The 11,962-nt window shown below is 61.7% G+C and carries 17 protein-coding genes; 6 read left to right on the forward strand and 11 right to left on the reverse strand.

Translation table 11 applies throughout. The features are described 5' to 3' along the window. The first annotated feature begins 63 nt into the window (after nucleotides 1–63). Both AC1DVN_RS11130 and AC1DVN_RS11135 read left to right on the forward strand, forming a co-directional pair. A complete protein-coding gene (locus AC1DVN_RS11130; protein WP_378666296.1) occupies nucleotides 64–1,104 on the forward strand; it encodes an Lrp/AsnC family transcriptional regulator in 1,041 nt (346 codons plus the stop codon). A gap of 315 nt (nucleotides 1,105–1,419) precedes the next feature. Further along, a complete protein-coding gene (locus tag AC1DVN_RS11135) occupies nucleotides 1,420–1,548 on the forward strand; it encodes a hypothetical protein (RefSeq protein WP_378666294.1) in 129 nt (42 codons plus the stop codon). Between the two features lie 118 nt (nucleotides 1,549–1,666). On the opposite strand, the gene AC1DVN_RS11140 is transcribed toward AC1DVN_RS11135, so the two are convergent. After that, nucleotides 1,667–1,897 carry a hypothetical protein gene (locus AC1DVN_RS11140; RefSeq protein ID WP_378666292.1) on the reverse strand — a complete coding sequence of 77 codons (231 nt, stop codon included), beginning with the start codon at nucleotides 1,895–1,897 and terminating at the stop codon, nucleotides 1,667–1,669. Between the two features lie 23 nt (nucleotides 1,898–1,920). Beyond that, on the reverse strand, nucleotides 1,921–2,166 hold the full coding sequence (locus tag AC1DVN_RS11145) for a hypothetical protein (protein ID WP_477845936.1): 246 nt from the start codon (nucleotides 2,164–2,166) through the stop codon (nucleotides 1,921–1,923). Between AC1DVN_RS11145 and AC1DVN_RS11150 the strand changes: the two genes are divergently transcribed. Next, nucleotides 2,156–2,398 (forward strand): hypothetical protein, encoded by a 243-nt coding sequence (locus AC1DVN_RS11150; RefSeq protein WP_477845935.1) that lies wholly within the window; start codon nucleotides 2,156–2,158, stop codon nucleotides 2,396–2,398. The two genes, AC1DVN_RS11145 and AC1DVN_RS11150, sit on opposite strands and share 11 nt — an antisense overlap. 191 nt (nucleotides 2,399–2,589) lie before the next feature. On the opposite strand, the gene AC1DVN_RS11155 is transcribed toward AC1DVN_RS11150, so the two are convergent. The 5 genes from AC1DVN_RS11155 to AC1DVN_RS11175 form a co-directional block, all read right to left on the reverse strand. Then, the gene (locus tag AC1DVN_RS11155) at nucleotides 2,590–3,225 is read right to left on the reverse strand and encodes a hypothetical protein (RefSeq protein WP_477845934.1); all 636 of its coding nucleotides are present in this window, start codon (nucleotides 3,223–3,225) and stop codon (nucleotides 2,590–2,592) included. Between the two features lie 77 nt (nucleotides 3,226–3,302). Further along, nucleotides 3,303–5,984, reverse strand: a complete 2,682-nt coding sequence (locus AC1DVN_RS11160; protein ID WP_378666286.1) for a glycohydrolase toxin TNT-related protein — start codon at nucleotides 5,982–5,984, stop codon at nucleotides 3,303–3,305. Beyond that, nucleotides 5,981–6,379 (reverse strand): hypothetical protein, encoded by a 399-nt coding sequence (locus tag AC1DVN_RS11165; protein ID WP_477993796.1) that lies wholly within the window; start codon nucleotides 6,377–6,379, stop codon nucleotides 5,981–5,983. The genes AC1DVN_RS11160 and AC1DVN_RS11165 overlap by 4 nt, the downstream gene beginning before the upstream one ends. Nucleotides 6,380–6,501: 122 nt before the next feature. Then, complete coding sequence (locus AC1DVN_RS11170) at nucleotides 6,502–6,891, reverse strand: hypothetical protein (RefSeq protein WP_378666282.1); 390 nt, start codon at nucleotides 6,889–6,891, stop codon at nucleotides 6,502–6,504. An 89-nt stretch (nucleotides 6,892–6,980) separates the two neighbouring features. Beyond that, the gene (locus AC1DVN_RS11175; RefSeq protein WP_378666280.1) at nucleotides 6,981–7,679 is read right to left on the reverse strand and encodes an MspA family porin; all 699 of its coding nucleotides are present in this window, start codon (nucleotides 7,677–7,679) and stop codon (nucleotides 6,981–6,983) included. Between the two features lie 578 nt (nucleotides 7,680–8,257). Between AC1DVN_RS11175 and AC1DVN_RS11180 the strand changes: the two genes are divergently transcribed. Next, nucleotides 8,258–8,398 carry a hypothetical protein gene (locus tag AC1DVN_RS11180; RefSeq protein WP_378666278.1) on the forward strand — a complete coding sequence of 47 codons (141 nt, stop codon included), beginning with the start codon at nucleotides 8,258–8,260 and terminating at the stop codon, nucleotides 8,396–8,398. A 98-nt stretch (nucleotides 8,399–8,496) separates the two neighbouring features. Here the strand turns inward: AC1DVN_RS11180 and AC1DVN_RS11185 are convergent, their stop codons facing one another. Both AC1DVN_RS11185 and AC1DVN_RS11190 read right to left on the reverse strand, forming a co-directional pair. After that, nucleotides 8,497–8,769: a hypothetical protein gene (locus AC1DVN_RS11185; RefSeq protein WP_378666276.1), complete on the reverse strand. Its 273-nt coding sequence runs from the start codon at nucleotides 8,767–8,769 to the stop codon at nucleotides 8,497–8,499. Nucleotides 8,770–8,921: 152 nt separating this feature from the next. Beyond that, entirely contained in the window at nucleotides 8,922–9,068 is a 147-nt protein-coding gene (locus AC1DVN_RS11190; RefSeq protein ID WP_378666273.1) for a hypothetical protein, read from the reverse strand. A 48-nt stretch (nucleotides 9,069–9,116) separates the two neighbouring features. On the opposite strand from AC1DVN_RS11190, the gene AC1DVN_RS11195 reads away from it, so the two are divergent. Further along, on the forward strand, nucleotides 9,117–9,917 hold the full coding sequence (locus AC1DVN_RS11195; RefSeq protein WP_428690398.1) for a hypothetical protein: 801 nt from the start codon (nucleotides 9,117–9,119) through the stop codon (nucleotides 9,915–9,917). A 47-nt stretch (nucleotides 9,918–9,964) separates the two neighbouring features. Next, nucleotides 9,965–10,621, forward strand: a complete 657-nt coding sequence (locus AC1DVN_RS11200; RefSeq protein ID WP_019748146.1) for a DUF3105 domain-containing protein — start codon at nucleotides 9,965–9,967, stop codon at nucleotides 10,619–10,621. 35 nt (nucleotides 10,622–10,656) lie between these two features. Here the strand turns inward: AC1DVN_RS11200 and AC1DVN_RS11205 are convergent, their stop codons facing one another. Both AC1DVN_RS11205 and dapB read right to left on the reverse strand, forming a co-directional pair. Further along, on the reverse strand, nucleotides 10,657–11,121 hold the full coding sequence (locus AC1DVN_RS11205; RefSeq protein ID WP_020907483.1) for a hypothetical protein: 465 nt from the start codon (nucleotides 11,119–11,121) through the stop codon (nucleotides 10,657–10,659). Beyond that, entirely contained in the window at nucleotides 11,118–11,882 is a 765-nt protein-coding gene (dapB, locus tag AC1DVN_RS11210) for a 4-hydroxy-tetrahydrodipicolinate reductase (RefSeq protein ID WP_019748144.1), read from the reverse strand. The genes AC1DVN_RS11205 and dapB overlap by 4 nt, the downstream gene beginning before the upstream one ends. Nucleotides 11,883–11,962 lie beyond the last annotated feature (80 nt).

Below are 11,962 nucleotides of genomic sequence, written 5' to 3' on the forward strand. Positions count from 1 at the left end.
TGATCGGTAGTATGCCTACAACCGCCGAAATTGAGGAAAGTTTGCACAGATACGGAAATAACGATGAATAATTACACCCAGACCCAGGATGTGCTCGACGAAACCGATCTGGCACTCATCGACGCCCTACAGGTCAACCCACGTTCAAGCTGGCTACAGCTCGGAGACGCATTGGGAATCGCTCCCATAACCCTGGCACGCAGATGGGAACGCTTGAGAAACTCCGGCGCGGCCTGGGTGTCCATCACCCAACCACCCGAAAAAAGTCGGGGCGCAGTCATCGAACTCAGTTGCACCCCCCAATCTGAGATGGCGGTAGCCCGACATATCGCACAACTTCCATACATCAGCACGGTCGGAATCACCACAGGCGACTATCAGGTGTATGCCAACCTGCTCGCTCCAACACTGTCTGCGACCACGCACGCTCTACTCCAGTCGATCTCACTCCCCGCTGATGTCACGCGCATGCGCAGCCATGTCTTTGGCAGCATGTTCGGAGGCATCCAATGGAGGCTCGGAGTACTCAACCGAGCTCAGACCGACCTTCTTCGCGATCCGGCCGCTCAGTCCACCCGACAGAGCCGACCTTTCGGCCCGCAAGACAGGGATTTATTCCTCGCCCTCGCCGAAGATGGTCGACGCGCGTACACAGACCTCGCAGAAGAGTTGAACAGCAGCGTCCACGGAATCCGTCGCCGGGTTCGCGACCTATTGAGCCAAGGCGAAATCACCTTCCGTTGCGACGCAGCCCGCTCACTATCTGGATGGCACACCATGGCCCTTCTGTGGCTCAGCGTCCCCGACCAGGACCTCCGCACTATGGGCAAGGACATCAGCACCTGGGAAGAAACACGCCAGTGCTCCGCAGTGGTCGGCGCCGTCAACTTGCTGTTGATCGTAAATTTGCGCTCCTTCGAACACCTCGAACAAATCGCCACTCGCATCCGCGATCGACACCCAAGCGCACAAATCGTCGACCGCCGTCTGGTAATACGGCAAGTCAAAGTTTACGGCCGTCTCGTCGACCAACAAGGCCGCAGCACTCACACGATCCCTGTCGATGCTTGGCCCCCCGAGCTATTGTCAACTAACCATCCCTAAAGGGCCAAGTATGATGCCTGCTTCTCTAGATGGCAGCTAAGGCGTGGCCGCTCTAGACGCGGTTCATCCAGCGGCCCAACCATTTTCATTCTCCAAACCTCAGGGCGGAGCACCACTTCTCTCCAGTGCAATCGCCACCACACAACAACGGCACCTACCACCCACCTGAGTCGAGCTGCATCATGTAAGGCTGTTCTCGCAACCACAACCAGAAAAGGAAGTCGGAAACACCATGAAACACAGCCCACTTCACCCGCGTGTCAGTGTGATCGTCACACACGCCGCCTAGCCGACTCACCAGACAAAATCATCCGCGTGGACGACACTCAGTCCACCGAGGACATCCTCACTCGCTACTACCCCGGCGCCAAAACTGACGATCGCGGAGGCTTCGACACCCCTGATGGTGACAGTTACCACTACGATCGAGCGCTAACCGATTAGCTGTCGAACCGGCACCTTCAACCGCAATGCGCTGCCCGCAAACGCATTCCACTGTTGATAGCCCAATTCGGCGGCGATCTGCCACACCCTCCCAAAATCCGTCCAATGCTGCCATGCACTACTTTCCGCGGTCGGTCCACCAAATCTCCGCGTCGCGTGGAGCTGGCGCGTCAACTGTTGCGAGATAGTCGAGGACCATCATTCGGGCGACGTCGAGATCTCGCGTTCCGTATGTCTGCGTGTACCCGTGCCCTTCGATGCGGAGTTCGAGACCGTTCTGTCGGCGCCAGCCGCGCCACCATGGTCCTCTGCACGTCCACCGGCTCACCGTCACGTGTATCGATGCCATGAAGCCAGTCTGTCAGGTCCAGATCATCGGAATGCGCGACACGCAACTACCGGCACACCTCCGGGGCGTGCTGGTGCAGCGCCGAGCTGCTCGCTGCTGGTTGCTGCCTCGATTGCGGTAAGTGTTGCGACGGTAGTCAGTTCTTGTTCGTCCGAGAAGGAACCCTCTGTTCCGAAAGCCACAGGGCCGAACGCCAACATCGCTTTGGAAGTCGACTGCGGAACCGACGGCGTCGGCGTCGTCGACATTACGTACGGCGTGACCAGCAAGCAGGTGATGGTGGCCCGAAATGCCACTTCGCGTTCGGTCGGCGCGATCGAAAAGTTCTCGAATAATTACGGGGCCACGGATGACGGCGTGGATGCAACGCTGACGGTGTCGACGCGGCCGACTACTGGAACGTGCCAGACTTCACTGACGGATTACAACAGTGGAGATATTCTGGCTGAGAAGGAAACTGCGGGCAAAGCCGAGTTCACTGTGCTCGTCCCGAGCGACTAGCTTTCACTTCACGTTCGATATGAGCGCTGCCGAGTAGCACCTGAAAATGACGATCGCCCGCCTGGCTTTGTACCTGGCGGGCGTTCTCATGTTCGGGTGTCGGATTACCAAGCACCGGAGAGGGTTCCTGGTCATGTCAGCTCTATTCGTGCTGTACCTGGAGAGGCGCTACATCCGGTGGTGCGGAGCGCTCAGGGTTTCACTGCTTTCGGCCACGCCGTCGCGTCCTTTGCCGTTACAGCGGGGTGGGCGATGATGACGGCAATGAAACTGGGAATCGACATTCCCAAACCGTGTGAGAGCGTCGCCGCGACCTTGTCTCCTTCGAGCCATGCGCTCGGATCATCTCTGAGGTAGAAGCGGAACTCCGTGTCGTGCGGAGGATTCAACGACTCGGTGACAACACCCGGGCCGGTCGTACCGCTCCACATCCACGCCACATACCCCAGGTAACGGCCACTGAGTTCCATCCGAAACGATCCGACTATCCCTGCCGCATAGGCCTTGACGGCGTCCTCGAAACGACCGAACGTCACCAACCCACCTTCGTAGGACCGCTCGTCGCACGTCATCGCCACGTACCCGTTCGCGGTCTTCCGCACCCCGCGATACCCTCCGAAGTAACCACCACTACTACGCGGAAGTTGCGTCACGACGTATCCGTCGCCGGAAAACACCTGATCATTCCATCCCATCCCGAACGCGGCAGGAATGACAGCGCGCAGATAGTCGACGGTCGCGGTGAACTCGGCGACCTCGGCATCAGTTAACAATCCCACGCCGTGGGGATTGTTTACTTCCGCCTGGCGGAGGGGGTTCCTGGTCATGTCTGCTCCTGGGTGGGTGTGAGCTGAAGATTACTGTTCGCTGCCGACACTGCGCAGTGCGCGCGTAGCGAGGTCGATCATGGGGTGGGTGGTGGGTAGATCTGTTTGAGGATGTCCGCAGCGATCATTTGCTCGATAGTCAGCAGGGAATAGTTGTCGATGTTCGTGTAATCAGTGCCCCGCCACAGGATTGGGAGTCCAGTTGCAGAGTCTATTTGGGTGACCACGAATTGGGTGCCACCGCCAGGCGCGGCGAACGCTTCTGCGATCTCACCGGTGAGCACCGCCATGTTCGGGGGCAAGGGTTGATCGATGACGTATCGGTAGAACGGTTCGGCGGAATTCGCTGGTGGAAGGCTGCGCGCGGGAAACATGTCCCCGTCCGCCCCAAGGAATCTACCGTCGGGCTTGCCGAAGCGGTCGAACGCGGTTCCGGGCGGAAACTGAGGGAGCATTTCGTAGATCGCTTGACCGGTGGTGGGGTCGATAACGAAACCCTTCTGATCAGGATACTTAAGCCCTGTTACTGGGTCGATGAACTTTGCCTCCCACGTTGCCAGCGTCCCTCCCGGACCGTAAGGCGTGGCGTCCGGCGGGAACAGGCGCACCGCTTGAGGGTCGATCCCGGCAGGGTCGGGGTATGCCCCGATACCGGCGGTGGGTTTCGGCGACGGGCTCAGGGCCGGAGTGGCTGGCGGCAGTGCCGGGGTGGCAGTAGGTGTAGCGGGGTCGATCGCCCCGACCGGGGGCCTACCGGGCGCCAGGCCAGGATCGGCAGCCGACGTTGTCGGAGGCTTCACCGGCGCAGTGGCGGGAGGTTTCACCGGCGCGATGGCACCGGCATCCACACCGGTGCGCCCGATCCCCTCAATCACGTCGTCGGCAGCAGTGCGGGCGATACCAGCCTCGACGCGCGTTGCGGTGGACGCCACGCGCGTACCCAGTCCGGCTTCGGCGAACGGACCGGTCAGCACCGCTGCACCGGCATCGAGCTGTATCTGTTGATACCAGTACTGCGGACCTTCTTCCCGCAGCGCATCGAGCCGCAGGGCGCTTTCGAGTACGTCACGGGTGGTACCACTGGGGTCCTGGTTGTAGGAAACAACGGCTTGGGCGACGGACTTCCCCAGACCGAGAAGATCCGACCCCGCCTCCGCAAGGCCTTCGATTCCGTTGGCGCCGCGCACATTCTGGCTGAACCGGAACAACGACGTCAGGACGGATCCTTGTTCACTGAACCAGTCGTCCCGTGCGCGTTCTGCAGCGGTTTCACGTAGCCACTCGTCGCGGTCGTCCTTGGCCTGCGCCGCTGCAACTGCGGATTCTTGGTTGGCGTTCTCCTGCGCGGCGGCCATCGTGTTGAGGGCCTCAGTGGTGGGCACCGTGGTGACCTCCAACTCGGCATCGGCCGAATCAACAGGATTGTTGTACCGGTTGGTGGTGCCGTCCCCCTGATCGACTGTCATTTCGGATCCAGGCTTCATCGTGTCCTGGTTCGGTACGTACGCCGTGTAGCCAGGGTCGGGGGTACCCACGACCGCGACGCCGTCCGGCTGACCCGAGATCGCTTCCTGGCCGTTCGGCAGTGCGGTCGCCGTCATCGACTGTCCGGAGGCGACGTTGTCTCCGCCGTAGAGTGGGTCCGCGAGGATCGGATACAGGATGTTTTCGATGCCTGCGGTGTCGACGACCTGGACGAGTTGTCCGTCGCGGATCTCGTAATGCGTCGGAATGGGTGTGCCGTTGGCGTCGTAGGCCCACGGAGCGTCGATCGTCGAGACCGGGTTTCCGTCGGCGTCGAAGACGGTGGCCGTGCCATCGGGGTTGACGCTCATGTGACCGCCGGGCGGCACCGTCACCGGAATCACGGACTCGTGGGACGACGCCTGGTCGTGGATCAGGAAGAAGAACCGGTATCCGTCGGCGATCGGATCGAACACCCGCAACGCAGACTGCCCGCCAGGGGAATACGCCATGAGCGGTGAGGCGATGGTTCCGACGACCTGCGAGAGGACTGATTCGGGTGTGCGGGGACTGAACGGTCCGGGCCGACCGCGCACTCCGATTCCGGCCGCCGTGAACGCTGCGGCACCGACGAGAACCAATTCGAGGTAGCGGTCACGGCCGTCGTCCTGGCTGAGCCCCGATTTAGTGACGGTGGGAGTCGATTCCGATTGCGCGGGAGCAGTATTCGGGGTTTCTGTGGGTACTGGTCCGGGGCCGCGATCGGTGGTCGCTGTGGGTGTGGTCGATTCAGCGGGTTGAGGCGTGGTCGGGGCAGGTCCGCCTGTGGTCGACGGGACCGGAATTCCTGCAGGGTTCTCGATACCAGATTGTGTCGGCGACTGCGGCTGCCCCGGGTGCGCCGCACCTGGCACGGGAACGATCGGGGTGCCGTTGTAGGTGGGAAAGTTCGTCGGAGCATTCGCCCCGACGTTCGGGCCACCGCCCGGAGCCTGTGCACCGGGAAGCCCGACGGTGGTCGTCGGCGCAGCTGTTGCGGTCGTGGACGGCGCAGTAAGGCACGGGTTGATGTACTCAGGCGGGATCGATGCACCAGGTGGTAGTGAGGCGATCAGGTTCAGGTAGATCTGATGATCACGTGCCCGCACCGCCGCGCAATCCTCTTCCGGTGTCGCATGCGCCGGTCCGGCAGTGAGCGCGAGCCCCGCACCGATCACGCCGGCGGTCCCGGTCAACAGTGCTCCGGCAGCGAGAAACCCCGCCAATGGCCGCTTGAGTTTCAGTGCGGACTTCACCGTCGATCACCACTCGTGTTCGACTTCTTCCGAATCTCGGCGATGAGTGTGTCTACGCCCCACCAGAACACTCTGCCCGCGATCGACATCCACAGAAAGAACGCCAGATACACCAGGATCGTCCCGTAATCCTCGGCCCAGTCCGCGAGGCGTCCGATCACCGTGAATGCGGCAATCAACAATGCGAGCCCGAAGACGGTGGTGATGACCGCTTTCGACGTCTGGCTCAGCTCACTGTCGCGGTCCCACTCCTGTCTCGAGGGTTCAGCGCCTGAGCGGCCGGGATTGGTGGACGACTCCCGACCTGATCCGGGTGGGATGTACGGCAACGCGTTCTCCGCCGCGATGTCGCGGCGGGTGGGTGAAGTCATCGGGGCGTTCGGTGAGGTAGTCATCGGAGGTGAATGCCTTTCCCCGCCAGCCGGTCTGCGGGTCTCGGGATGCGTGTCACCCCCCTTGAACAGCATCGGGTGAGATGCGGATGGGTGACGAATCAGTGGGCAGAAAGCTCTGGTTGTTACCAAGGGCAGTTGATGTACGAGGTGGCTCCGGCTGCCCACTTCCCGCTCGGCGGAAGGTAGAACTCGTAGGAAGCGCAGCCGTTCGGGTACTGCGCCGCCCGGGCCGTTTCGATTGCCAGGACGTTCGCGGAGGAGTCGATCACCCTCTCCCACCCCGGAACTGGGACCATCACATTCGCATTCGCCAGGGCGGCCGGGATGCCGCTGTCGCGGGCCGCGACCGTGACAGCGTGATTGATGGGGATCTGCACGACGGGGGCGCCCAGTTCTGCGAGAGTGGGTGCCGCCGATGCTGCCGGAGCGAAGGTGAGCAGAACGCCACCGATCGCAGTTGTGGCTGCTGCGGTCGTTGCCGCGATTTTCTTCATACGTGCGTGGGGGGTCACAGAGTTCTCCCTTGGGAAGACAGGTCCGATGAGCTCGAACGCTGTTGGGTTACAGCTTTTTCGGCTGTCCGAGTGGTACGAGAGTTCTGTCAGAGCCAGGTCGGATCGGAGTACACGAACACACTGTTGTCCGACGTCGCCGTCGAGACGGCGAACTGTGCGTAGGAGCGGATCGTGACCGGACCCATGCACGCATCGACCTTGACGTGCACGTTCTCCGCCGTGATCGATGCCTTCGCGGCTTCGAGGTCCTTCTTCCCCAGGGGGATCGTGGTGATCGTGCCCGGTGCAATCGTCGTCTGGATGCTCGGGTTTACCGAGGCGTTCACGCCGATGTTCGCCGACGGAACCCCGGAGATGGAGACACCTACGGACGGGCCGAGGGAGAATCCCAGTCCCACGCCGAGGCCGGAGGAGACGTCGATTTGGCAACCGATCTGCAACCCCTGCTCGATATATCCGGTCTTGACGGCCGTATCGCCCGCACCGGAGATGGTGCCGGTGACCTTCGCCGACACGAAACCCTCACGCGTGAACGTCGTCGTGGCCAGATTCGGCACCGGGTTCGCCGAAAGTTTGGTAGCAGCGAGATCGAGGGTCCAGCCGTCATCGGTGACCGTGCTTGCAAACTTGTCCGGCAGTGCCGTCGGGGTCGCCGAGGCGGTACCGGCAAACGCGAGTGCGCTCACCATCAATACCGACGACACCGCAGCACATGCGCCCACGGCTTTTCCGATGCGGCGCTTTCTTGTCAACGTGCGGACGGTTTCGGCGGTGGTGGTGGCCATGGTCGGTCTCCCTGGGGATGAGTCGAAATCYCSGMAACCAGARCGATTGCSGAAACTTAACTGAACGTCTGACCGGGACGCTACAACACCGCMTRCATGCCCGACTAGCCTCCAATGYCCGRATCMRTCCRCCKAAAGTCGTACTCSRAGTTACGGAAACATTACGGAGAAGCCCGGACCAGGCGGTTCGTTCCCCGGAGAGATGTGACGAGCCTCATGGTCACGAAATGATGACGCCAAACGCGGTGCAGTCATTTGTCGGCAAACGCACGGTGACCTACCGAGCGAAGGGGCTCGATGGTGGCGAGGTAGTCGAGGACCATCATTCGCGCGACGTCGAGATCTCGCGTTCCGCATGTCTGGGTGTACCGGTTGACTCTCAAATCGTAGCGATGACGGCACACGTGAGAGCCTGCTAGGCATGGGATTTCGCGAGGAGTCGATCGCTGTGGCCATCCGAGTGGGGCAGGGCTACTTCACCGGAAACGCCACTCCTCGCACGCACACGCGGCGGCGCTGCAGCAGACTACGAATCAGATCTGACTATCACTGGGGCCTCCGACATCGCCGGGATTGCGGTGACTGCTCGCGCACGAACACCAGGCGCTGCAACGGCACTCGCGAACGACGCCGCGCGTGCGCTGAGTTCGTATCTCAACGACATGCCCAGGACGACCACCAACAAGATCAGCTACCGGGTCAGCTCTTTGGCTGAATAGCGAGCCCCACCACGCCACTTCATGTTCGCTCGGCGGTGACAACGCGAACATCGATGATGCAGCACTCCGCCGCGTACCCAAGGACCATCGCCCACAGCTCAGGGTTGTACCGGTTTCGGCCAGGCCGTCGCGGCTTTGCCGGTCACCTTCGGGTGGGCGATGACAGCGGTAATGAACGCCGGGATCGACAGGCTCATTCCATGCGAAAGTGTCGCCTCGGCCTTGCTTCCTTCGAGCCACACGCGCGGAACGTCTTCGAGATAGAAGCGGAACGCGGAGTCCTCTCCCACCCAGACATCGAGGATGCTGACCTTCTCGTTCAGCGTTCGCTCGCCGAAGGTCTGAGCGGTGAAGGCGCTGCCTGGTGTCATACCCGCTTCGACGGAGCTGGTTGCCTTCGGGCTGAACGTCGGCGTCGTAGCTGCCCAGCAGCGACTGAGAGACGAAGATGACCACCTGCGATTCGTCGATCCATTTACAGGCCGCGACGATGGCTTTGGCCAGGTCTTCGCGGCTCACGAACTCATGCTTTACGGAGGTCGTCGATCACGTAGAGGCGTTCCGGTTCGCTCAGTAGAACCGACAGGGGTGAGAGGTTGCGCATTTCGCGGGCAGTCTCGGTGTCGGAGGCTGCGATCTCGCGGACGGCGTCGATGTCGTTGTTGCTCACGATGTGTTCCCACTGGTCGAGGCATCGGGTCACTGAGGCGCCGGTGACGTGCTGGCGCAGTCGGTGCAGGCTGTTGTGGACCTGATCGGTGTCGAGGCTGAGGTGTTCGCGTTCGACGACGATCGCGTCGCCCAACTCGATTCGAACTGCCAAGTTCAGCGCTGGATCAATGTGGGCACCCCTCGCGTCGATGTCGAGGATCTCTCGTCGACTCCTGACGGCCATCTGTGGCTGGCAGACATCGGCGACAACAACGCGATGCGAACGTCGATCGGGCTGATCGCACTCGATCCAGCTTCAGGCACCGCCACCTCCTACCCCCTGGTTTATCCGGACGGGGCGCACGACGCCGAGACACTGCTGATCCAGAGCAACGGGCTTCCCGTCATCGTCACCAAGGATTACCTGGGCGCAAGCGTGGTCTACACAACCGCTGAACGACAGCAGGTTCAGGATCTGAGTATGGCGTCGCCGACCATGTTGGCCAAGGTAGGTCAGCTCAGATTTACTCCCACCCTCACTTCCGGTGGACCGGTCCCCCATGCCGGAACGATGGCTGTCACCGGAGGCGCCGTGAGCAAAGACGGCACGGTGGTAGCGCTGCGCAACTACACCGATGTCTACCTCTACACAGCTCCCGACGGCGATGTCGCGAAAGCCTTGACCACCAATCCTATTCGTGTGCCCCTTCCCGACGAGCCACAAGGTGAAGCGATCGCGTTCGACGCGGCCGGTGATCTGATCAGTGGCTCCGAGGCATACCAAGGGCCGCTGCCTCCGCTCCGAATTCTTCGAGGCGCCAGTGACATCGCGCGCTCGGGCGGAACCACAAGCTCTCTCGGGTCGTAGTCGATTCACGTCTCGGGAAAGCGGACAGGCGCCGCTATCATGGCCGAGTGAACAAACAACTTCGAGCAACAGTGGCGATCTCGACAGTTCTCGCGCTGGCTTCGTGCGCGAATTCTCTCGAAGGAACACCTCGACCGGATGCGTTTGTTCCGAGCGTCGACAATCCGGATCCGTCCGAATCCATCGACGGAGTTGTCACGGTCGACTACCCGGCAGCTCAACACGTACGGCCGAACGAACGTGTGGCGTACACACATTCACCGCCCTTCGGTGGTCGCCATGATTCGGTCTGGGCAAACTGCACCGGAGTTGTCTACCCGCAAGCCATTCGAACCGAGAATGCGGTCCATTCCCTCGAGCACGGGGCAGTGTGGATCACGTACAACCCCGACCTGGTCTCGAGTGAGGATCAGGCGCGCTTGGCACAGCGAGTCGAAGGCATGAGCTACACCTTGATGTCGCCGTATCCGACCCTGGATTCGCCTATCTCGCTGCAGTCCTGGGGCCGTCAACTCAAACTCGACAACGCTGAGGACGCTCGCATCGATCAATTCGTCTCGGCGCTACGAGTCAACCCGAACACGTATCCCGAAGTGGGCGCGACGTGTTCGGTGCCGATGACTAGCTTCGACCCGAACAACCCGCCGCCATTCGACCCCACCACTCCGGATCCGTCTTCTCCCGCAACAGTTCCGGAGCGGTAGCATCCCAGCAGACCCCTGTTCACAGCAGGGAGAAACTACTTACCTCGCGACCGACGTTCCAGTTCCACTGCGCGGCGCATGGTTTCCCGTGCCCGGCTTCGGTCACCGGCATAGTCGTAGGCGCGAGCGAGTCGGAAGTTCTGCTTCCAGTTGTCCGGGTCTGCTTCCCAGTCGACCTTGATCTGAGCGAACAACTCGTCGGCGGCCGCCCGCTCGATCCGGCCCGAAGGCAATTTCGGAAGTGAAGACGCATCGACAGCGAGGCCCTCGTCGTGAATCTGCTGCGCGAGGCGTTGGTGTGTGAAGCCGGCACGAAGGGTGGCGATGACGAGCCACAGCCCCAGGAACGGCAGGATCAGCACGCCGATCCCGAGACCGATCGCGGCGCCGCCTCCGTCTTGGATGAGCTGGATTCCGCGCTGGCCGAGCAACACGAAGTACACCGCGAGCGCGATACAGATCGCAACGATCAGCGCGAGGGTGCGGGTGGTCTTGTTCATAGATCGAGGAAGGAATCGATACCGACCGTCAGGCCCGGACGTGACCCGATCTGGCGGACACCGAGCAGAACGCCCGGCGCGAACGAATTCCGGTCGATCGAGTCGTGGCGAATGGTCAGCGTCTCGCCCTGAGTTCCGAGAATCACTTCCTGATGCGCGACCAGTCCGGCCATCCGCACGGAGTGAACCCGGACTCCGTCGACGTCGGCTCCACGCGCACCCTCGAGCTCGGTCGTGGTGGCGTCAGGGCTGCGTCCGACGCCTGCTTCCGCGCGAGCTTCGGCGATCATGGCGGCCGTTCGGTATGCGGTGCCCGAGGGAGCATCTGCCTTGTTGGGGTGGTGAAGTTCGATGACCTCGACGGAATCGAAGAAGCGCGCCGCGGCAGCCGAGAAGCGCATCAACAACACAGCACCGATGGCGAAGTTCGGGGCGATCAGAACACCCGTTGCAGGCTGCTCGTCGAGCCAGGACTGCACAGTCGCCAGCCTGGACTCGTCGAAACCGGTGGTGCCGATCACGGCGTGAATTCCGTTGGCCACGAGGAATTCCAGATTTCCCATGACGACGTCGGGGTGCGTGAAATCGACGACTACCTGAGTGCGGGTGTCGACGAACGTCTCGATGCGATCACCGGTATCGACCTGAGCGACAAGTTCCAGATCGGGAGCAGCTTCCACTGCCTCGCAGATCGCTCGACCGACCTTGCCCTTGGCTCCCAGAACCCCGACCCTGATGGGTGCTGCACTCACGTCTTCCACGCTCCGTCCGATGCATTGTTTGAGGTGAAGCCTACGCAATCGTGCCGATGCGCTCACCATCAGTCGGGCAGGAGTTATGT

Source organism: Rhodococcus sp. P4_E4 (genome assembly GCF_056401575.1).